Below are 22,684 nucleotides of genomic sequence, written 5' to 3' on the forward strand. Positions count from 1 at the left end.
ATGTGATTTTCGATATGAGTTTATTCCTTTTATCTTATCTGATATTATGCGTACAATTGCAAAAAAATTAATTATACTTTATAGGTGAAAAAATACATTGACCTCATAGAACAGACCTTCGAATTCCCACAAGAGGAATTCAGGGTTGAAAAAAACGAATTATTATTCAATGAAGTCCCGCTGATGCCGATTATTGAAAAGTACGGCACCCCGCTAAAACTCACCTATCTTCCCAAAATTGGCGAAAACATTAAGTATGCGCGTAGAATATTCAATAACGCCATAAAAAAACATAATTACAGTGGAAGCTATACCTATTGCTACTGTACCAAATCCTCACATTTCAGTTTTGTACTTGAAGAGGCTTTGAAACACGGTGCACACATAGAAACCTCTTCTTCCTATGACATTCCGATAATCCGGAAACTTCATGAGGCTGGCAAGATCGATAAGGACCTCTTCATTGTGTGTAATGGATTCAAAAGACCGTTGTACCGGGAATACATCAGTGAACTGCTGAATGACGGATTTAAAAATACCATACCGGTACTGGATAATCTGAATGAATTGAGCCATTACGAGGAACATGTTAAAAAATCCTATAAGGTAGGCATCCGTATCGCAGCCGACGAAGAACCCAATTTCGAATTCTACACCTCCCGCCTGGGTATTCGATACAGTGACGTGAATACCCTTTATCGTGAACAGATAAAACCAAGCAAGAAAGCAAAACTGAAACTGCTCCATTTTTTCATCAACACGGGGATTCGGGATACGGCCTACTACTGGAGTGAACTAAGCAGGTTCATTTTTAAATACTGTGAATTGAAAAAAGAATGTCCTGAACTCGATACGATTGATATCGGTGGAGGATTTCCCATCAAAACCTCGATGCAATTTGAATTCGACTATAAATATATGGCCGAGCAGATTGTTGAGAATGTTAAATGGATTTGCGGTAAGAATAATGTTCCGGTTCCCAACATTTTCACGGAATTCGGAAGTTTTACCGTCGGTGAAAGCGGCGCGGCCCTTTATTCGATAATGGATCAGAAACTGCAGAACGACAAGGAATTATGGTATATGATCGATGGATCATTTATCACCCACCTGCCTGATGTCTGGGGCTTAAGCCAAAAATATATCATGCTTGCGGTGAATAAGTGGGATGATATTTATCATAAGGTCAACCTCGGCGGACTCACATGTGACAGCCAGGATTACTATAATTCCGAATCACACAGCAGCGAGGTTTTTCTTCCCATGCTTGATCCGAAAAACAAGAAAGACAAACTCTATATCGGCTTCTTCCATACCGGGGCTTACCAGGAATCACTGGGCGGATATGGAGGTATTCAGCATTGCCTGATTCCTGCACCACAACATGTGCTGGTCGACAAGGACAAAAATGGCGAGTTTACCACACGTCTGTTTGCTGCCGAACAAAATAGCGACGGCATGTTACAATTGCTGGGTTACAGCGGGTAGTTCCAACGGCAAGGAAGAATTGCGGGTCTTTCAACAAACACCCGCAAGATGAAGATCCGATATATCCTTTTCTCTCTGATATTACTCTTCTTTGGATGTAATGAAGAGGAAAATGATCCTTTTTGCCCCAACGGGAAATGTTCCATGGAAGTATTGCCAAATTCTTCCATCAAAATTACAGCGATCACATTCCATGGATTGTTTATCGATATAATCGAGGGTGAAAAACTGGTCTTTAAGCGCACCTACACGTATGATGATTCCAGAGAAATCATCGATGATGAACTCACCGAAATCCTGGTTTTTGAAGTTCCGGAGGAAGCAGAATCATTCAAATTCACGGATCAGGAACTCTCAGATGCGACTGTTCTTTTCGGAAGATTTTGCTATTGCGCAGATCCGGGATATTATCCTGTGCTGGCCGGCACACTATCGGGTGTGATGAATTCCCAGGGTATATGGAAAATTACCGCCAACCTTCGTGTATCCACGAATGCAGTCGAATATGACATTATATTTGAGGAATTTGTACGCCCCTAGAGTTTATCCAGTTCCTCCCTTACAAAGCTCATTAATTCCCTGATGTAGTTCCTGCTGAAATCAAATCGGATATCAGCCGCCGCATACACATCCGGGATAGACTTTGTATAGCCCAACTTGAGGGCATTCAGATAACCGGCGAGGCCTTTCTCCGGGTTCTCCCGGAAATTTTTCCATACCGCAACGGCCCCTAACTGGGCCATTCCATATTCGATGTAGTAAAAAGGCACCTCATATAAATGTAGTTGCTTCTGCCACAGGTTATCCCTGAATTTTTCTTGCCCTTCCCAGCTGGTTACGGTATCTGTAAAATCAGCAAAAATCGCATTCCAGGCCGTTGTGCGTTCCGCTACATCGTGACCCGGATTTTCATAGATCCAATGCTGAAATTTATCGATGGTGGCAACCCATGGCAATGTTTCGATGATCTGTTCCAGGTGCTCCTGTTTGGCCCTCTTCAAATCATTTTCATTCTCAAAGAATAAATGCCATTGATCCATGCTGATTAACTCCATACTCATGGATGCAAGTTCAGCTACCTCGGAAGGTGTATGTTTGAAGTCTGTCAGCTCCAGGTCACGCGTCAGAAATGAATGAACAGCATGACCTCCTTCGTGCAACAGAGTAACCAGGTCACGCAAGGTGGAGGTAGCATTCATGAAAATAAAAGGCACACCAATCTCTGAAAGCGGATAATTATATCCACCGGGCGCCTTGCCCTTGCGCGATTCCAGATCTAAATGCCCCATTTCCCGCATTATTCTGAGACATTCACCCAGGAAGGGATCCAGATTACTGAATGCGCGGATCGTTTTTTCAGTTAGTTCTTTACTGTCTTTAAAAGGTTTGAGCGGAGGCAGATTTTCAGGATCCACCGCCTTGTCCCACGGTTTAAGCTCATCCAGACCCAATTTTTCCTTCCTCTTCTGCGCCAGGGCGGAAAGCATCGGCACTATTTCATCCTTCACCGAATCGTGAAAATTAAAGCAATCTTCAGGTGAGTAATCGAACCGGCCCATTGCCCTGAACATGTAATCCCTGAAGTTATCAAACCCGGAATTTCTGGCTACCTGGGTCCGCAATCCAATGAGCTGATTGAAAAGGTCATCCAGTTTGTCCTTGTCTTCTATCCGGCGTCCGGCAATTTTAAAATAGATACGCTCCCGTAAGTCACGGTCTGTTTCCTGCAACATTACTCCCGCTTGCTGTAATGTCAATTCCTTCCCATCCACATCCACGGTCATGGCACCTGATATCTGGCCATATTTCTGCGTAAGTGTCTGTATTTCGGTGAATAATGGTATGTTTTCTTCCCGGAATATCTCGATATCCTTACGGATCTCCCGCAGCATTATATCAAACCCGGGCTGGGCTTCGAGTTCTGCGACGAACGGACTGTCAACGACTTTCTTATTCAAACTGTCGGAATACGGTGCGATATGAGGCTGAATATTTTGAACAAAATCGATATATGATTTATTGTATTCCTCATTGTCGGTAAAACGAGTCATCCGGATATACCTCCATCCGGCATCCTCAGAAATAACAGATTCAAGTTCACTCCTGTCCTGCAACCATTTTCGAAGTTCCGATTTATCGGAAATATCCCGATTCAACAAATCATCGAAATAGGGCTTCAGGCCTTCCCAGGATTCAACTTTGAAGTTTTCCGGTAAAAATTTTCGTTCAGGCCTTGCGGGTACTTGTACTGTTTGTTCACTCATTTCTATCCTATCTCAATTACAACATCATCTGTTAACGGATGTCCCACACAAGTGAGGACATATCCTTCGGCCAATTCAGACTCTGAAAGTCCTTCCTCCTCATCAAGCTTTACTTTTCCGGATTTACACTTTCCACGACAAGCTGTGCATAATCCACTCTGGCAGGAATAAGGCAGGTCAATACCCAGATCCAGCGCGGTCTCGAGAATGGTATCTCCGGGTTTCACAGTAAACTTGTGCTCCTCCCCGTCGTAAATAACCGTCACTTCCCGTTCCTGAATAGTATCTGCCGTGGCAGCAGTTTCGGGAGACTTAAGCTCCTTATCAATCGTTCCTGTAACGAAGCTTTCCTTGTAAATATTAGTCTCGGGGATATCATGTTCCTTCAACAGGTTCTGAACATTTTTCATCATTCCTTCCGGTCCGCACATCAGGTATGTCGTGTGTTCAATGCCCCAGTCCGGAATCCGCTCAAATATTTTCACGAGCATATCATGGTTCAAAAGACCCGAATGACCCTGCCAGTTCATAGGCGCATCATCAAGAATATGGATCACATGTAATCTTCCCTGGTTATCAGTCTGCAGTTTGTCCAGTTGATCTTTGAAAATTATACTGTCGATATTTCGATTGCAGTAAATCAGCGAAGTGATGCTGTTGGGTTCCAGTTTGAGCATAGATTTAACGATCGACATCATCGGGGTAATCCCGCTTCCTCCAGCAAAAAGGATCAGGTGCCGTTTATTATCCGAATCATATTCGGTTGTAAATGACCCCATAGGAGCCATCACGCGAATGGCATCACCTGCATGAAGGTTATCGTTCAGCCAGTTGGAAACCAGTCCATTATCAACACGCTTTACCGTTACAGCCATATATTCATCCACATCCGGCGAAGAACACAGGGAATAAGCCCGTCGAACTTCCTTGCCATTGATATCAAGTATTAGCGTAAGGAATTGACCTGATTTATACGGCAAGCCTTCCGCTTTTTCAAAGACAATCGATATGGCGTCCCGGGTTTCCTTAATGATTTCCCTTACCCGCAGTTCCCTGTATTTCCCTGTCTTAGTTTCTTCTTTTTTTTCGCTTTTCTTTTTGAAAAAGTTAAATGCCATAATTCAATTTTTAATCACAGTAAATTTTCAAATTAATGATGCCGGCGGCAGCGTTCACCATTGGCCTGTTAAAAGAACAATTAAATCAGCCGTAGGTTCATGGTAATAAACGGATTCAACAACCCTTTTAATTCTTCTGCAAAGGTAGCAAGTATTCGTGTATCCATTCAATGTTCAGCTCACTTTCGGCAAAGACTGATGGAATACTTTTAACCGGTGAATTTATCGTTCAGTCTGGTCTAATTTGGTATTTTTGCAACTTATAATTGAAATTATGGATAACGCTGCATTAAATGCCATCTCTCCGATCGATGGAAGGTACCGGAAACAAACATCGGATTTAATTCAATACTTTTCAGAATTTGGTCTGATCCGATACAGAGTTCAGGTTGAAATTGAATACTTCATCGCGCTTGTTAATGCAGGAATACCCCAGCTGGCATCGGTTGATCAGTCAGTTTTTGATTCATTGAGAAATATTTATGTTGAATTTTCATCTGAAGATGCCGCACAGATCAAGGAGATAGAAAAAACGACTAATCATGATGTAAAAGCTGTTGAATATTTCATCAAAGAAAAGTTTGATGACCTTGGGCTTTCTGAACAGAAGGAGTTCATTCATTTCGGACTTACGTCCCAGGACATTAATAACACAGCCATTCCCCTGTCCTTAAAGGCCGCAATGGAAGAAGTCGTTATGCCACTTCTTGAAGCACAGGTAGCAACATTACAAACGCTGTCAAAAGAATGGAAGGATGTCCCCATGCTGGCCCGAACACACGGTCAGCCGGCTTCGCCTACCCGAATGGGCAAGGAGATAGAAGTTTTTGCCGTACGGTTACAAGAGCAGATCAGTCAGTTGAAGGCTATCCCTTTCGCCGCTAAATTCGGAGGTGCTACCGGCAATTTTAATGCGCATCATGTGGCCTATCCCAAAACAGACTGGAAATTATTCGGAAACCGCTTTGTTGAGGAAATTCTGGGATTGAAAAGAAGTCAGCCCACTACACAAATTGAACATTACGATCATCTTGCGGCACTGTTCGATGCTTTGAAAAGGATCAATACCATCTTTATTGATTTCTCAAGAGACATCTGGCAGTATATTTCCATGCATTACTTTAACCAGAAGATCCGTAAAGGTGAAGTAGGATCTTCGGCTATGCCACATAAGGTAAACCCGATTGATTTTGAGAATGCTGAAGGTAATCTGGGTATTGCCAACGCACTTTTCGAGCATTTGTCGGCAAAGCTCCCCATTTCGAGACTTCAGAGAGATCTGACAGACTCTACAGTTCTAAGAAACATTGGCGTACCACTGGGGCACAGCCTGATTGCATTGCGATCACTGGAAAAAGGATTGGGCAAACTTGAAATCAATATTCCGGCAATCGAACAGGACCTGGAAGACAACTGGGCTGTAGTCGCCGAAGCGATTCAGACAGTTTTACGAAGAGAGGGATTCCCAAAACCCTATGAAGCGCTGAAAGAGTTAACCCGGAAAAATGAGAAAATTACACGGAATACCATGGCCCATTTCATAGCCCAGCTCCATGTATCGGATGAAATAAAAGAAGAATTATCGCGGATCAGTCCGTATAACTACACAGGAATATAGCTCTTAGCCGACAAAATCACCGGTCTGTTCTCTGCATTTCTTGCGCTCTTTCTTCAGTCTGAATTTCCAAAAGGGACCATTTCTGAACATGATCCCAATTTTGGCGCCAAAATTATGGGCGAGTCTTCCCAGTTCATTACGATAACCGGGCTGTCCCTTTATCTGAATCACGTATTCAAACCGCATTTCGTCAATTACATCGGTCATGCAACGGTTACCGAGCAGAAGCCCTTCGCTATCGTTCTTAATCCATTGAATCGGACGTTTTGATTTGGATTTTTTTCGTGTCTTATAGGTAGGATCCATATTGGTTGTATTTGTATCACCAAATTTGAGATCATCATCCTGTGCCATCAGCAGAGACGGCACACTCAACATCAGGATAAACAGCCAAATCTTCATAACGGGAAGATGCAAAAAAATATAACGGAATAAAACATTCACAACCGGCGGGACCATGGGCAAGAAAGACTGATGACAAATTTTACAAAAGGTCCCTGCCTACCCTACCGAAATCGAGTCCCCGTTTAGCAGTAAATAAATGAAAACAGAAGGTTAATTTTTGAATTGATCTTCATCTACTTCCGCATCCTGATCATAAAGCAACTCCTTCTCCACAAAATCAAAAAGAGTCAGCCTTCTCAAATCAAAATAAGCTGTCCAGAACGCACGAAGCGCATTAATATAGCTTCGTTTCGCATTATCCTTTTCAGTAAGAGCGATATTGAGGTTGGTAATATCAATCTTTCCGATCAGGTATCGGTTCTGAGCCACCTCATAACGTTCCTGGGCCACCTCATCAGATTTCCGCGTAATTTCAAGTTGAGAGCGAAGTACTTCAAATTGGCGAACCTGGGTAAGTATTTCCTGGTCAAAATTTTGCTCATCCTGACTGATAATATATTCATTCAGACGCATGTTGGCCAGGGCCGTTTGCATCCGGGCTTTATTTCTTCCCCAGTCAATTAAGGGAATGTTAAATGCAACATTTACACGTTGCTGATTATTTGGATCCTGATAGAGTCCGTCAATCTGCGTTCCTGCGTTATTCAGACCGTAGGAGGCTATCAGGTCTGTTTGAAAACGCTGCGACCTGGCTCGTGCCACCTCTCGTTCTGCCTCAAGCCTTCGTCTTTCAAAGGCGAGGTAGTCTGACCTGTTCTGCTGAGCGTACTGGAGTGCTTCCGGGTAGGTCACATCGAAGTTGGGGATATCGGTAGGCAGAATGAGCTCAATATCAATATTATCATTCAAACCGATATAAGTTTGCAGGCTAAGTCTGGACGTCTCGAGATCAAGCCGAGCCTGGGCAACATCCTGTTGAGATCTCAATAATTGCAGTTCTACCTGCAGCAGTTTATCCTTGGATGTGGTACCGATGTTGTAACGACCCATTTCGATTTTATAGATCGTATCGTTATTGGCAAGGTTAAATTGGGCGATCTGAAGATTTATCTGTGCGTCCAGATAACTAAAAAACCGCTGCGTTGCTTGACGGGAGATAAATTCCATTTCCTCGACATATTCCCGTCGCGACTCCTCGTATCGGAGCGGTTCGGTTTTCCTGTCCCATTTAAGGGAGTTAAAGCCAAATATGGGCTGAACAAGTCGCACATTCAGCAATGTGGTATTAAACTGCGTCAAATCTCTTTCAAGATCCTTAAAATGACTTAAGTTCGAATTGACCGAAACGTTACCTCCGGTCCATGGAATAGGTTGTTCAATTCCCAGGTTGACGAATGAATTGATTTGCTCCCGTCCCTGGAAAACAATCGTACCATCATCCTGCCGGTTACTGAAAAAGTCCCTGTTGTAATCAGGTGCCTGACCATTCAGGCGCAGTTGTGGATTGTAATTGGATCGGTACAGTCGGTACTGCCAATAGCGGTTTTCCCTACGCGTTTCGGCTTGTTTAGCGGATGGAGACTGTTCCTTAGCGCGCTGAATGATCTCCTCCAGATTAAAATATCGTGTCTGTCCCGGCGAGGGGAGGCTTAGTATAAAGGACAGCAGCAAAAAAGAAATGATAGATTTCTTATTCATATCGTAGAGAGGATATAGGGTTCTGACTGGCTGCACGACGGGCCGGTGCAATTCCAAAAACTAGACCAACAGATGCAGCAACTCCAAATGACAATATCACAGATGACACGGACACGATCGTAGGAATTTCAGCAAAACTGGATACTACAGTGGCAAGAATAATTCCCAGGATTACGCCCAGTACACCACCTGATATACTGATCATGACCGCTTCAAGAAGAAACTGCCAGATGATATCGGCCTTTTTGGCCCCAATTGCCAGACGAAGACCAATTTCTTTGATTCGTTCAAGAACGGAGGCAAGCATAATATTCATAATGCCGATTCCACCTACCACCAGGGATATCCCGGCAATGGCGCCCAGTACCAGGTTAAAAATATCACGCGTACGCTGCTGTTGCTTTAATAACAGCTCCGGAATACTAACCGCATAATCGATCGATTCATTATGGCGGCGCTCCAGGAGCCTGGAAGTGACATCAGCAACGGGATTTAAATGTTCAGAATCATTCACCTGGATGGTAATGCGATCCAGCTGATGATAATTATTGCTGCCTTGCTGCGGATTATTACTATTCGCATTCTGAATATTGGCCTGCGTAATGAGCGCGCGGTTCTTGTACCTCAACAAAACTGTATTTACCGGGGCATAGATATCAAGATTATAATCCCTGATACCCAGGCTTTCGATACTTTTCTCACTTATGAAACGCTCTTCAAGAACACCCTGCACCTTTAGCCAGTGGGGACCAACTTTGATCAGTTTCCCGATTGGATCCTCCTGCGGGAAAAATTTTGCTCTGATTGCCGAGCCAATGATACAAACCGCCTCCCCTTTCTCGAGTTGAAAACTATTGAAGTAACTTCCTTCTGTGAGACCAAATTGGGAAATATCAAAATAGGAATTTTCGACTCCCACGACCTTGGCAGATCTCCGCAATCCTTCCCGCAAAACATAGGTATCAACCACAATCTCGGGACTCACAAATTTAATCTGGTCACCCAGCAGCTTTTCCATGCTTCTTACATCAAGCAAAGTCAGCCCAGAAGAAAACCGCTTCTTTTCAGCTTGTGCCTGCTGCTCTTCACTTACTGCCTCTTCAAACTGTTCGACAACTGGTGTTATCACTATATTATTTACACCCACCAGCTTGATCTGGTCAAGTATTTCCTGTTGTGCACCATTTCCGATGGCCAGCATGGAAATAACAGCTGCCACACCAAAAATGATACCCAGGGCAGTCAGCACGGAACGCAGCCTGTTAGCCAAGACTGCATCCATTGCAATTTGGAAATTGGAGACTATTTTTTGCCACATACTAGTTTTCTTCTTTTACTGCGACGTTTTCAGGAACATCTGTGAGAAGAGCAAGGGGCGTATCCTCAACATCCGGAGGGATCGAAAGGTAGAGTTCATCACCTTCAGAAACGCCGTCGAGGATTACAGCCTCATTTGCGTTGGTCTTACCCACCAGAACCTGCTGACGGGAATACGTCAAACCGTTTTTACGGATCACATAGGTGAGCGAGTCCCCCTGATTATGCAAACACTCAAGTGGTACAAAAACAACATCAGGAATACGGTCGGCCAGAATGGTGTTACTCGTGGTCATGGACGGACGTAAGGTCGTATCGGTCTCATTTACTTCAATATTCACCATGAATACCTTAGCGTCTGAATTGGGCCGCTGTTCACCGATATTGGCAACATCTATCACAACTCCTGTCAATTCTTTTTCAGGATAGGCATCCAGACCAATTTTAACAGTTTGACCCTTTTGTACAGAACGGATATCTATTTCATTTACAAATGTGCGGGACATCATTCTTCCGAGATCGGGCAGTGTAGCAACAGTAGGATCCCAGGGCTCAACGGTGGCGCCAACACCCTGTTTTTGTCCGTTTCGTCCGCGTTTATACGTTACCATGCCGTCTTCAGGGGCAGTGATCCTAAACTGCGAAAGCAACGCCTTCAGTCTGTCAAGCTCCATCTGATCCTCTCTTAGATCTGCAGCCGCCTCAGACATTCGGGCTGCCGCTTTTCTTTTTGTCAATTTATAGTTCTCAAGGGCCTGCCTGTAGGCACGCTGTGCCTTTTCCACGTTAATTTCAGCCTGTTTGATCGTTGCCGGTGGTTCATATTGAGATTGAGAAAGAATAATCTCCTTTTCCTCCACAGCAAATTTCAAATTGATCAATTCGTCCCTTGCGCGTCGTAATTCAAGTGCTGTATCAAGCTGAACCTGTGTATACTCAGAAATGCTCTGCTGCACTTCAATGTCACTCGATTCAGTTCGGCTCAGAATCTCTGTCTGATCCAATTGGGCGACGTAATCACCTTTTTTAACTTTTGTTCCCTCATCTACGATATCACGAATCTCAACCCGCCAGATCCCTACAGACCGCAGCCCTGAAGGCCCCAGAATATTCACGGAGTTTCGTGCTTCCAATTCACCTGAAGTAGTGATTTCGACGGTAAAGTCACCTCTCTTCGCTGTTACCAGGATATCACGTTCACTGGTTTCTCCACCCTGAGTAAGTATATAGGTGAGTGCAATTGCAGCAATCGCCACGATAATGTAAATCCAATATCTCTTCTTCATAGTAGACAACGTTTTATAAGTCAAAGTTAGATCATAACAGTCGTAAAAGTCTTACCATAAAAACAACTACGATACCGTCGATATAATTGTATCTGCACTCATCAACTAGAGGTAAAACTGCTTTTTTCCGTACAATCTCTATCTTTACAACACATGAAACGACTCGTTAGTTTTTTACTTCGGAACGTACCACGGAAATACTTGCAGCTGATCAACAAACCGGCACTGAAAGTTGCCGGTTTATTTCTGCGCGGAAATAATGTCACTTGTCCGATAATAAACCGCAGCTATCGCAAATTTCTGCCTTATGGCCGGCTCAATCCGCGCGAAAATGCGCTTTGCCCGGATTCACTATCCCTGGAAAGACACAGACTGCTATGGCTTTATCTAAAAGAAAAGACTGACTTTTTCTCACAGCCGGCCTCCTTCCTTCATATTGCACCGGAGCAGTGTTTCATGAAACCCTTTGAGGAGATGCACGGGCAGGGGTACATTACTGCCGACCTGGAATCACCGTTGGCGAAGGTTAAAATGGATATCCACCAGATCCCGTTTGAAGAAGGTACATTTGACATCGTCATGTGTAATCATGTGATGGAACATGTAGATAATGACATCCAGGCGATGCAGGAAATTTTTCGGGTGCTGAAGCCCGGCGGATGGGCCATTATGCAGGTACCGTTCTTTTCGCCCATCCCTGAGGTTACGCAGGAAGACAAGACAATTGTAAAACCAAAGGACAGGGAAGAAGCCTACGGACAGGATGATCACGTTCGGTTGTACGGAAAGGACTATGGCGCCAGAATACGATCGGTGGGCTTTGATGTGCGCGAGGATCACTATGCCGAGGAACTTGGACCTGAAACTGTTCAAAAATATGCCTTGCCGCCCCGTGAGATCATTTACTTTTCCAGAAAACCTAGCCTTTTGTAATCCGGCGTATCCCTTCGGTAATAAAACCTATTCCATAGGCGAACAATTGAATAAATCCCGCTGGAATACTAAGCACAGCAACGAGCAGGTTTTTAGTTTTGAACAACGAAGTAATAAACAGCAGCAAAAAATAAACACCATACAAGCTTATCCCAATATTAAAAAGCTGTAATGAGATAAATGGCAAAACCCAGAGCAGGAGAAAACCAACCGTGAACAACGCGGGGAAGAAATGAACTGTCCTGATCTCACCGGGAAAAAACCTCCCTATATTGATTCTTGCACGTCCAAAAAAATGCAGCTGACGGTAGAAATCAACCAAATTAGTTCTTCGCTTATGATACACGAAGGCATCAGGAATCAGGCCGACCCTGAATCCCGATTCATGGATTCGAATACTGAATTCTATATCTTCTCCCATACGGGTAATTTTGTAGCCTCCGATGGCCTCAAAGACTTCTTTTGAAATACCCATATTGAAGCTGCGTGGATGAAACGGACCAAGACGCTTTTTCCCGCCCCTGATTCCTCCGGTAGTTAATGGGGATGTCATGACGCAACTGATCGCCTTCTGTAACAATGTAAATGAAGGATGTGACCGATCCGGCCCTCCGAAAGCATCAAGTCTGTCTGCCGATAAGAATTTCTCCACCGACTGAAAATAGGTCTCCGGAATGATACAGTCGGAATCAAATACCAGATAATAATCTCCTTTCGCAGCCTCAAAGCCTACATTTCTGCTGAATCCCTGACCGCTATTCTTTTTTTCAATGTATGTAACAGCTAATTGATCCTTGAATCTGTTCACAACATCTTCACAGCGACGGGAGGAACCGTCTTCAATGACAATTACTTCAAAATTAGTATAGTGCTGTCGTGTAAGACTCGACAGAAGTTCTTCAAGTTCATCCGGGCGATTGTAGACAGGTATGATTACAGAATAAAAATACATTACTCAAAACCAACCCTTTTGGAAACAAGGTATTCTTTGCTGGATTGTGACCGCATGGCCATCATTTCGGCAAGGAAGCCGGCAAGAAAAAGTTGGACACCCACAACGAGTGCTACAAGTGCCAGGAAGAATAACGGCTGATCAACCACTTCACGAACTTCTTTACCTGCATATATACCATAGACCTTTTGTCCGATCAGCCATAAGGTTATGAAAAAACCGGAGAGAAATGAAAGGGTCCCGAGCGTTCCGAACAAATGCATTGGCTTCTGCCGAAATTTGGAAACAAATGTGACGGACAGAAGATCAAGGAATCCCGTAATAAATCGTTCCAGACCAAATTTTGTCGTGCCGTATTTTCGCGGGCGATGCTCCACAACCTTTTCGCCAATCTGCTTATATCCATTCCACTTGGCGATCACAGGAATGTAACGGTGCATTTCACCATATACCTGAATGTGTTTAACCACCTCGCCTCTGTATGCTTTCAAACCACAGTTAAAATCATGCAGCTTAATTCCTGAAATCTGCCGGGTAACCGAATTAAAAAAACGCGAGGGTATGGTTTTACTCAGGGGATCATGTCTTACTTTCTTCCAACCGGAAACCATATCAAAACCCTCCTCGGTAATCATTCGGTACAGTTCAGGAATCTCATCGGGGGAATCCTGCAGGTCTGCATCCATAGAGATAACTACTTTGCCGGATGATGCTTTAAATCCGGTATTCAGGGCTGCGGATTTTCCAAAATTCCTGTTAAAACGAATTCCCCGAACCTGTTCAAACTTTTGATTCAGGTCCTCAACGATAGCCCAGGAACGGTCGGTACTGCCATCATCTACAAAAATTACCTCATAAGTAAAGCCGTGTGATTGCATCACACGGCTTATCCAGTCATTTAGTTCCGAGAGTGATTCCTCTTCATTGTACAGGGGAATAACAACCGAAACGTCAGGCATATTAGTCATATTACATCTCTAATTCGGGATTGCTGTTCTTTGTGAACGCAGTGATGATCAAAGATAAAATAAACCCGACTAATGTAATTATGAAAACCGCAATAAATGATATGAATCCCGGGGACATGAAGGATTCTGTCATGCTCATTGCCTGCTCAATCTGTGCGTCGGACATGCCTCTTCCTTCCATATCGGAGATCTGCTGATCGCGGATCATATCCATAACCGTAGGGTCAATCATGGTCATGTAGATATAGCTGAAGATGGCACTAAGAACCGCTGCAATCAAGGTTGTTAATGTACCTATACCAAGTCCCTTTCCGTAAGACATATATCCATCGCCCGAATCTTTATATTCCTTATGGGCCATGATAATGCCGAAAATAATGAACACGTAGGAAACAGCTCCAAGTGCCTGATTGCCAAACTGACCCATCATGTTAATCACCAGTGAATAAACGATCATGATCAGTCCAGTGATAAGGCCCCACTTAAAGGCAACTTTCCCAACTGAAGGAGGATTTACGTATTGTTCTTCCATGTTTCTAATTTTTAGGTTGACGTCTTAAGATAACAGAAATTATGATGGTTAAAAATAACCCAATGAACATACTTTTAAGCAAATAATCCACTGCGAGGTCGGTTATCGTGGTGAACGGCAAGGTTTCAACCTGATTTTTATATGCTTCTTCTCCTACCTTCTCAATTATCTCAGATTCACTTGTTCGTAAAATGGTGCCGATCTCATCAATATAATGTTGGGTATATTCAGGAACGAGGGTTCCAAAGACTCCCAAAAAAACGGAAACTACCAGTGAGATGGTCAGATAACACGCCATTCCAATAATCATTCCCTGCCAGAAATGCAGGACGTCGGCTTGTTTGAAATCACGGAATTCACGGATGCTGAAGAATATAAAAATAGCAAACAGGAGAATCCTGAAATCGAGGAAGACTGGAAACAGCTGCGGGTGATTGGTGCCGAAATAAAAAATAAACACCATCACGGCAATACCCAGCAATCCACCGAAAAAGCCATACTTAAGAGGGACACGAAGAATTGGTGGAATAGTCATCTCAAAGGAGTTCAGTAGTTGTACCCCGAATCACTGCAACCGCCTTTCCTTTTAACTTTTTACCGATGTACGGGCTGTTCCTGGAATTACTTCGATTTGAACTTCCATTGAACTCCCACTCGGCATTTGGATCAAACAGGGTCAGGTTCGCTTCTCGTCCATCATCGATAACAGCTGCAGGCATTCCCAGTATCTCCCTGGGCCTTACAGAGACTTTATCCAGCAGTTGCTCCAGAGGAATTTCTTCAGATAGCGATACCAGGTTTGCTCCAAGGGTTTGCAAACTGATCAAGCCAAAATCAGCGAGATCAAATTCAAGTTTCTTACTTTCTTCGTCCTGCGGACAATGAGCAGATACAATGACATCAACAGTATTGTCCTTCAGTCCCCGGATCAAAGCCCGACGATTGGTTTTATTACGAAATGGAGGATTCACTTTCAGATTTGTATCAAAATCATTCAAGTCCTCATCAAGAAATTCAGTCTGAAAACCAGCCATATCACAGGTTACATTCAGTCCTTCCTTTTTGGCTTGTCGGATAAGTGCAACAGATTCTCCGGCTGAGATCGTACTGAAGTGAATTTTTCCCCCTGCATAACGGAGCAAATCAATATCCCGGCTGATCATTAGTGATTCAGCCAGTTCAGGCATTCCCTTCATTCCGAGCATCGTACTTTGAATTCCTTCATGCATCGTAGCAAACTGCGTTAAATGCCGATCCTCCGGCCTGTTGATAAGAATACCATCAAACTTTTGAAGGTATTGCAGGCTCTTTAATAAAATATCTGAATGCCAAATTGGATTGAAGCCATCGGTAAAACCAACAGCACCTGCGGAATGTAAATCAATCATTTCCGTCAGTTCTGTACCATTCGTTTCCCTCGTAACGGCAGCAAGCGGGAATATTTCGGTTACACCCTTCGCTGCATTTTTCAGGGAAATAATATCGTTCTTTGATTGTGTAACCGGCTGATTATTAGGAAGAAGAGCAATGCCGGTAAATCCGCCAGCAGCTGCTGCGCTCAGGCCAGACTCAAGCGTTTCCTTATGTTCAAAACCCGGATCAGCAAGCCAGCACCACATATCAACCCATCCCGGGGTAAGAAACATACCTTTCCCATTAATTACCTTATCCGTCTTTAATCCTTCGGCTGCTATGCCAATCCTGCCCCTGTCGATGAGTACATCCTTGACCTTACCATGAAATGGTGAGTTTCTGTCACAGATCCTTGCTCCTTTTATCAATAATTTCATTCGGGATAATTAATTAATTGCAAATTAAGGCATAAATCGTATCAGTAAAACTTCCAGCAATAAAAATAACAAAGCAAGCATCAACGCCTCCTTCCATAACGTCTTCCCAATGAATTTCTCTGAAATTACACCGGCAAAATCGCTCTGACTATCAACACTTAATACATCAACCAGCTTTCCCTGAAATGCCTGAACCACTTCTTCCCGGTTCATTTGCCGGATATCCGATTCTTCGGGATCTGTATTAAAAGCCACAAGGCCAAGAAACGTTTCATCACGGTACAATTCATAGAACCCTGTGGAGAGTGTGAACCTCGGAACCTCAAAATAAATTCTGTTGCCATCAACCCGTTGTTGAGGGATAATCTCTTCATCTTCCCGAATAAGTTTGTATAATGAGTTCGTAGCTGTGCTGTCCTGTTTCAAAGAGAACGAACTGCGATTGATGTAACGATATAATTCATTCCTCTCTGATTTACCTGAAACAGCTACCTTGTACATAACCGGCACAAATAATGCATGTCTTGAGAAATTCCCATATGCTTCGGAAAGAGGGGTTGACATTAAATAAATATCTCCGGTTCCACGGCGGACCGACAGGAATGGTTTTCCATCCGGAAAGGATAATATTTTTTCCCTGAAGATATCTGATGTTACGATCGGAATGGCTGCCGGCATCTGAAGCCGATCATTTCTTTCTTCAAATACATTATCAAAGAATGGGTTATCATAATCCGGGGTTGACAACGTATTCAGACCCATAGAATCATATAGTTGCAAGCTTCCCAAACCATTGAGGTTTCTGTAAGATTCGACCGAAATATTTTCTCCCGGGATCATCATAACTGTACCGCCTGCACCAAGATACCGGTTGAGAGCGGTTGCCAGGGGAGGATCAAGTACATTTATTCCATTGATAATCACCAGGTCTGACAATTCAATTTGGTTGTAATCCAAATTTGAGGCCGGTTGCGAAACAAGGTCGAATAAATCGGAGTTTCCATAAACAAGTTCTACCGGTGTTATCGCATCCCCCCCCTTAATATCCAGGACAACAATGGTCTCAGGGATATTTAGCACAAAATTAAACTCATTATCGAAGGTCACAGGAAACTCCTCAAAGACTATCTTCCCCCGGTGCGGCCTGGAGCGATCAACAGACAAATCAAAAACCAGTTCCTGGCGACTGTTGGCCGATAATGATACGCTGGCAGTTCCCGACTGAACACCATCCAGATATACCTTTGCAATAACCTCGCCCGAACCGGATCCACCCACTTTGCTGAAAATCACATGAAGACGAACCTGCTCATCGGTGATCATCAGCGGATTTTCCACATAAAGTGAATCGACAAAAGCGTTTGCGTCATTGCTGAATTCAAATGGAACAATATTGATCTGCCGGCTTGAATCAAAGTTCAATACATCAGCACCCAACGTTGCTTTTTGAAAATCACTTAGCCAGAAAAGATTGACACTGCTACCCTGCGTGTCTGCTTCCAGCCGGCTCAACACCTCATCCATACGGCGGGGCACCCCGCTATATTCAATTTCTGTGATCAATTCCTCCATTTCCCTTGCACTTTTCAGGGTCCTGGAAGAAGCGAGAAAGTCGTTGGTGAGCAGCTTATATTGCGTTGTTGGAGGAAATTGACGCACTAATTCATCCAGAAAACCAATGCTTCGATCCAGTGCGGGTACACCATCATCCACCTCATTGCTCATACTCCATGAATTATCCAAATAAACGAATACCGGATCCCCCGACGAACTGCTTTCTGGTGCCGGCAGGAAAGGCTGGGCAAATGCCAAAACCAGAAAGAAAATGAATAACAGTCTTGATGCGAGAATAAGGTAGTGCTTTAGCCGCTTCCGCGTTGCTGTCGATTCTTTAACTTTCTGAAGAAATCTCGTGTTTGAAAAATAGACTTTCCTCGTTTTACGAAAATTAAAAAAATGGATCAGAATGGGAATGACCAGTGCAAAAAGACCAAAAAGAAGCTGAGGATTCTGAAAACTCATTTCATGCAAAAGTAGTAAAAACAGTCATACCTGTGCTACATGCTTCCGCATTTACTCCGCCAATCAACAACTAACCTTTAACAGCCTTTGCCGATTTTGGGCCGAGCATCAGGATTTCGTCGACATTAATTTCTGTAATATAACGAACCTCTCCCTTTCCTGTTTCATATTTTCTGTGTATCAGCTTTCCTTCGAGGGCTACCTCGTTCCCCTTCTTGAGATATTCCGAGGCAATTTCAGCCAGTTTTCCCCATACCACAATATTATGCCATTGAGTCTCCTCCACCCTTTCCCCGTCACCGTTTTTATAATTATCAGAAGTCGCAAGGGAAAAATTCGCCACCATTTTTCCCCCCGGAAGATTCCGGACTTCCGGGTCTTTTCCTAACCGACCGATCAAGCGAACATTATTCTTTAATTTCTTCATCTTTATATAATTTGATTAAACATGTCGAAATATGAATACTGTGACGGACTACCACAAGTACATAATATCTGCTTAAGTCAGGAAATATTTTTACATTGTACTATGAGAAAATCGGTACTTATATTGTTTTTGATTCTTTACGGAACCACCTACGGACAGGATCTTACACCAGCTATTTGTGTAAAAGGCACCAGTCCTGTTAATCGGCCAGGCTATGCTTCGCGGCCATTGGAAGACAGCCGCCTGCATGATTATGATGTAAACTTCTATCACCTGGACATTAGTGCAGATAATCTGTCAACCGACCTGGACGGTTCTGTTCGAATACTGGCAACCGCCCTGAAGGACCCGCTGGCAGAAATGGTTCTTGAACTTACCGACGCCCTGATTATCGACAGAATCGAAGACCTTTCCACATCCTCGGATATCCCTTTCACCCATGCCAACGATCTCGTTGTCATCACACTCCCCGACCCGGTCACTGCCGGTGATCCTGTTGATATTCGAATTTACTACCATGGCACACCGCCTGTGGATGCCGGATTTTTCAAAGGAATCAGCAGTGAGCTGGATCCCGACTGGAATCGACGTGTAACCTGGACGTTATCGGAACCCTTCAACGCACTGGATTGGTGGCCAACCAAACAGGTCCTGACCGATAAAGCAGATTCCGCCTACATTTACATCACCGTACCATCCTCTCTGAAGGCAGGCGCTGCCGGGACCCTGTCCCGCATTACGGAATTACCCGATAACCGGTCTCGCTATGAGTGGGAAACCAGGCACCCGATTGCATACTACCTTATATCTATGGCAATTGCTGATTACCAGGATTATTCCTACGATGTTTCCCTGGCCGGGCAGCCCACATTTCCAGTAGTGAATTACATCTATGACCATCCAGGCACACTTCCTCAGTATCAGGATGACCTGGATCAGGTTGGAGATATGCTGGAACTCTTTTCAGAACTTTTCGGACCTTATCCCTACTCCGATGAAAAATATGGCCATACCATGGCACCACTTGGAGGTGGGATGGAGCATCAGACTATGTCGACCATGGATTTCTTCTCGTTCACCATCGATGCCCACGAATTAGGCCACCAATGGTTTGGCGATCATATAACCTGCGAAACCTGGAACGACATCTGGATCAACGAAGGCTTTGCACGGTATTGTGAATACCTGGCGATCGAATTCCTTATCGATGAAAATACTGCAAGGTCCTGGATGGACTCACGCCACCAAAGTATCCTCAGCGCACCACTCGGATCTGTCTATGTACCCTCGGGACAGGCCGATGACCCCTTTCGAATTTTCGATGGCAGATTGACCTATAATAAAGGTGGGGCCATTCTCCACATGCTTCGATACCTGATAAACAATGACGATGCATTTTTTCAGGGCCTCCGGACTTATCTCTCTGCATACGGCGACGATGTGGCAACCGGTGAGGATTTCAGAGATCTTATGTCGGCCGAAACCGGGCTGGACCTTACTACATTCTTTAATGAGTGGTATTTCGGTCAGGGCAATCCGGTCTATGATATTATTTGGGAACACAGAAATGACAGCCTGATTGTGAATGCACGGCAATCTCCTTCAGCCGCCGGAGGAGTAGCCTTTTTCACAACGCCGATGCCGGTTAATGCAGTTCTGAACGGCTCTGATACGTTGCTTCGGCTGGTACCAGCTTCTGCCAGTGAAACTTTCAAAATCTATCTTCCAGGTGAAGTGAATGAAATTACATTTGATCCGGACCGCTACCTGGTAAAGCGGGTAAATTCAATTACAAGGGCAGGTGTAACGGGAATTGAAGGCTTGAACACAGCCGGCATTTCCGTCTATCCAAACCCGGCGAAAGGGTATATTCAAATACAGGGGGGAACTGAGCCACTCAGGCTTCTTCAGGTGATGGATATGCAGGGACGGATCCTTTTGCAAAAGGAAAACCTGTCAATGACAGAAAGAACAGTATATACCGGAAACCTGGGTCCCGGTATATACTTGTTACTTGTGAATGTCGGCAGCCAGCGCTACCAACAAAAAATTCTGATTGAATAGTTATTTACTCAGAATAGTAAATTCAACACGGCGATTAATCGCACGACCGGCATCTGTATCATTGGTGTCCACCGGAACACTTTCGCCATAACCGTGGGCAATGATCCGTTCATCTTCAATTCCCTGATCGATGAGGTAATTCACTACAGCCTGTGCCCTTCCCTGGGAAAGATTTATATTGTATTCATCGGATCCCTTATTATCGGTATGTCCGGCAATCTCGATGTTCACCGAAGGATTGCTTTCCAGGAAGTTTAGCACCTTATTCAGTTCCCCGTAAGATTCCGGCTTCAGGGTAGTCTTGTCGAAATCAAAGAAAATATTATCCAGTCTTACGGTCGCGCCAATCTCAATCGGATCCAGATACAAATCGCGCTGAACGAGTAATTCCGATCGGTCGTTGTGAATGCTGTCGTTTGCATTCATATAGCCTTCAGAGGTACCCGTAAGCATATACCAACCTTCTACGTTGAGCTCTTTTTCAAAATACCCATCACTGTTCGTTTTGATAATGATTTCTTTTCCATTACCCGCAGGATTATCCATCATTACGGTTCCGGAAATGGGTTCAAGCGTCTCTGCATTATAAAGGATACCAGTAAGCATTACTGCTCGTTCATTAGCCTTCAGGGCAAAATCACGAACAATTGTGGAGTCAGACAAAACCTCGCCCACTGTAAGTGAAGCTTCCAGTGGCTCATAGCCATCTGCAATTACCTCAAACTGGTAGCTGGTTTGTGCATTGATCATGGTTTCATACGAACCTTTTCCATCGGAAATCCAGAGAGTATCTGCTTCATTATGCTGGCTCACAATACGTATTTCTCCATCGATTGACTGGCGGTTCTCCTCATCGACCAGCATTCCCATCAGACGAATATTGATTTCACGTGGCTTGAGGGTAAAAATGTCAAGATTACCGCCATCGATAGTGCGGCCAGACTGTGTAACGAAAACATTCATGTCTTTATCAACACACAGATATGCATCGAATGCACGCGTGTTCACAGGCCTTCCAACGTTTTCCGGTTCAGACCATTTCATCCAGGTATCATCAAGACGGCGCGTCATATAAATATCCGCACTTCCAATTCCAACATCTTTACGACCACTTGAAAAATAAAGTGTCTTATCATCCGGCGCAAGGTAGGGAGCAAATTCATCACGACCGGTATTCAGTCCATTCAGCTTCACAGGTACGCCATAATCACCATTGTCCTTGCGTTTACTTATGTACAGATCACTGAAATTACTATTCTCACGTTCGCTGAAGTAAAGTATCAGAAACTCCCCGCTGGCTGAAATTGTCGCACCGTAAAATTTCCCCTTATTCATTTGCTTAAACTGATCGACTTCTACCTCCTGGGGCTCCGACCAGCCATCGCCATTCTTTCGGATAAATGAGAATCCCTTATTGTTTTTGCGTGAACCACCACGAATAAAGAGGACACTTCCTCCTTCGAGCATTCCAAAGACCTGATTTGAGCGATGAATATTGAATGGTTTATCAAGGTGTTTAGCCTCACCCCACTGTCCTTCGTCGTCTTTTTGAACAAACCATACATCCTGACTACCCTCTTTACCATAGTTGTTTTCGGGATGATTATGCACAAAAAAGTATAAAGTACGTCCATCCGGTGATATAACCGGACCGGCTTCATGATAGCCTGTATTCACTTTTCTGCCCAGGTTCACTAGCTCCATATTCTCGCCAAACGGCTGAGATACAGCTAAAAAGACATTTCCAACTGTAATAAGTAAGAGTAGAATGATCTTCTTCATGAGTTTAACAAACTGGTTCATATTAAATGTACGAACCAGCCCGTTGCAAAAACGCTGAGAAGGTGTTCAGGCAAAACAGT

The 22,684-nt window shown here is 44.0% G+C and carries 19 protein-coding genes; 5 read left to right on the top strand and 14 right to left on the bottom strand.

Going from position 1 to position 22,684, the window contains the following annotated elements:
- Positions 1-84 precede the first annotated feature (84 nt).
- On the top strand, positions 85-1,488 hold the full coding sequence (locus LDX50_RS10515) for a type III PLP-dependent enzyme domain-containing protein (RefSeq protein ID WP_225698405.1): 1,404 nt from the start codon (positions 85-87) through the stop codon (positions 1,486-1,488).
- Between the two features lie 48 nt (positions 1,489-1,536).
- Complete coding sequence (locus tag LDX50_RS10520; RefSeq protein ID WP_225698406.1) at positions 1,537-2,028, top strand: hypothetical protein; 492 nt, start codon at positions 1,537-1,539, stop codon at positions 2,026-2,028.
- Here LDX50_RS10520 and LDX50_RS10525 read toward each other — a convergent pair.
- Together LDX50_RS10525 and LDX50_RS10530 are read right to left on the bottom strand one after the other, a co-directional pair.
- The gene (locus LDX50_RS10525; protein ID WP_225698407.1) at positions 2,025-3,752 is read right to left on the bottom strand and encodes a M3 family oligoendopeptidase; all 1,728 of its coding nucleotides are present in this window, start codon (positions 3,750-3,752) and stop codon (positions 2,025-2,027) included. The genes LDX50_RS10520 and LDX50_RS10525 overlap by 4 nt on opposite strands.
- Before the next feature lie 2 nt (positions 3,753-3,754).
- Positions 3,755-4,870, bottom strand: coding sequence for a ferredoxin--NADP reductase (locus tag LDX50_RS10530; protein ID WP_225698408.1), 1,116 nt, complete (start codon positions 4,868-4,870; stop codon positions 3,755-3,757).
- A 274-nt stretch (positions 4,871-5,144) separates the two neighbouring features.
- Here LDX50_RS10530 and purB point away from each other — a divergent pair, with 274 nt between their 5' ends.
- Positions 5,145-6,488, top strand: a complete 1,344-nt coding sequence (purB, locus tag LDX50_RS10535; protein ID WP_225698409.1) for an adenylosuccinate lyase — start codon at positions 5,145-5,147, stop codon at positions 6,486-6,488.
- Between the two features lie 3 nt (positions 6,489-6,491).
- On the opposite strand, the gene LDX50_RS10540 is transcribed toward purB, so the two are convergent.
- From LDX50_RS10540 to LDX50_RS10555, 4 genes are all read right to left on the bottom strand, one after another.
- Positions 6,492-6,890: a hypothetical protein gene (locus LDX50_RS10540; protein WP_225698410.1), complete on the bottom strand. Its 399-nt coding sequence runs from the start codon at positions 6,888-6,890 to the stop codon at positions 6,492-6,494.
- A 153-nt stretch (positions 6,891-7,043) separates the two neighbouring features.
- Complete coding sequence (locus LDX50_RS10545) at positions 7,044-8,531, bottom strand: TolC family protein (RefSeq protein ID WP_225698411.1); 1,488 nt, start codon at positions 8,529-8,531, stop codon at positions 7,044-7,046.
- Positions 8,524-9,813, bottom strand: a complete 1,290-nt coding sequence (locus LDX50_RS10550; protein WP_225698412.1) for an ABC transporter permease — start codon at positions 9,811-9,813, stop codon at positions 8,524-8,526. The genes LDX50_RS10545 and LDX50_RS10550 overlap by 8 nt, the downstream gene beginning before the upstream one ends.
- 37 nt (positions 9,814-9,850) lie before the next feature.
- Positions 9,851-11,134 (bottom strand): efflux RND transporter periplasmic adaptor subunit, encoded by a 1,284-nt coding sequence (locus LDX50_RS10555; protein WP_225698413.1) that lies wholly within the window; start codon positions 11,132-11,134, stop codon positions 9,851-9,853.
- Between the two features lie 153 nt (positions 11,135-11,287).
- Between LDX50_RS10555 and LDX50_RS10560 the strand changes: the two genes are divergently transcribed.
- Positions 11,288-12,067, top strand: a complete 780-nt coding sequence (locus LDX50_RS10560) for a class I SAM-dependent methyltransferase (protein ID WP_225698414.1) — start codon at positions 11,288-11,290, stop codon at positions 12,065-12,067.
- Here the strand turns inward: LDX50_RS10560 and LDX50_RS10565 are convergent.
- The 7 genes from LDX50_RS10565 to LDX50_RS10595 all read right to left on the bottom strand — a co-directional run bounded on the left by LDX50_RS10565 (position 12,054) and on the right by LDX50_RS10595 (position 18,758).
- A complete protein-coding gene (locus tag LDX50_RS10565; protein ID WP_225698415.1) occupies positions 12,054-13,019 on the bottom strand; it encodes a glycosyltransferase family 2 protein in 966 nt (321 codons plus the stop codon). The two genes, LDX50_RS10560 and LDX50_RS10565, sit on opposite strands and share 14 nt — an antisense overlap.
- Entirely contained in the window at positions 13,019-13,978 is a 960-nt protein-coding gene (locus LDX50_RS10570) for a glycosyltransferase family 2 protein (protein ID WP_225698416.1), read from the bottom strand. The genes LDX50_RS10565 and LDX50_RS10570 overlap by 1 nt, the downstream gene beginning before the upstream one ends.
- A 10-nt stretch (positions 13,979-13,988) precedes the next feature.
- Positions 13,989-14,519: a DUF4199 domain-containing protein gene (locus tag LDX50_RS10575; protein WP_225698417.1), complete on the bottom strand. Its 531-nt coding sequence runs from the start codon at positions 14,517-14,519 to the stop codon at positions 13,989-13,991.
- Positions 14,520-14,523: 4 nt separating this feature from the next.
- The gene (locus LDX50_RS10580) at positions 14,524-15,054 is read right to left on the bottom strand and encodes a DUF4199 domain-containing protein (protein WP_225698418.1); all 531 of its coding nucleotides are present in this window, start codon (positions 15,052-15,054) and stop codon (positions 14,524-14,526) included.
- Position 15,055: 1 nt separating this feature from the next.
- Positions 15,056-16,309 (bottom strand): dihydroorotase, encoded by a 1,254-nt coding sequence (locus tag LDX50_RS10585; RefSeq protein WP_225698419.1) that lies wholly within the window; start codon positions 16,307-16,309, stop codon positions 15,056-15,058.
- Positions 16,310-16,333: 24 nt separating this feature from the next.
- Positions 16,334-18,331 (bottom strand): BatA domain-containing protein, encoded by a 1,998-nt coding sequence (locus LDX50_RS10590; RefSeq protein WP_225698420.1) that lies wholly within the window; start codon positions 18,329-18,331, stop codon positions 16,334-16,336.
- Positions 18,332-18,401: 70 nt separating this feature from the next.
- Positions 18,402-18,758 (bottom strand): single-stranded DNA-binding protein, encoded by a 357-nt coding sequence (locus LDX50_RS10595; RefSeq protein ID WP_225698421.1) that lies wholly within the window; start codon positions 18,756-18,758, stop codon positions 18,402-18,404.
- A 102-nt stretch (positions 18,759-18,860) separates the two neighbouring features.
- Between LDX50_RS10595 and LDX50_RS10600 the strand changes: the two genes are divergently transcribed.
- Complete coding sequence (locus LDX50_RS10600) at positions 18,861-20,822, top strand: M1 family metallopeptidase (RefSeq protein WP_225698422.1); 1,962 nt, start codon at positions 18,861-18,863, stop codon at positions 20,820-20,822.
- Here the strand turns inward: LDX50_RS10600 and LDX50_RS10605 are convergent, their stop codons facing one another.
- Entirely contained in the window at positions 20,823-22,625 is a 1,803-nt protein-coding gene (locus LDX50_RS10605) for an OmpA family protein (protein WP_225698423.1), read from the bottom strand. It lies immediately after the preceding gene.
- Positions 22,626-22,684: the final 59 nt, after the last annotated feature.

The sequence above is a fragment of the Fulvivirga sedimenti genome (genome assembly GCF_020328055.1).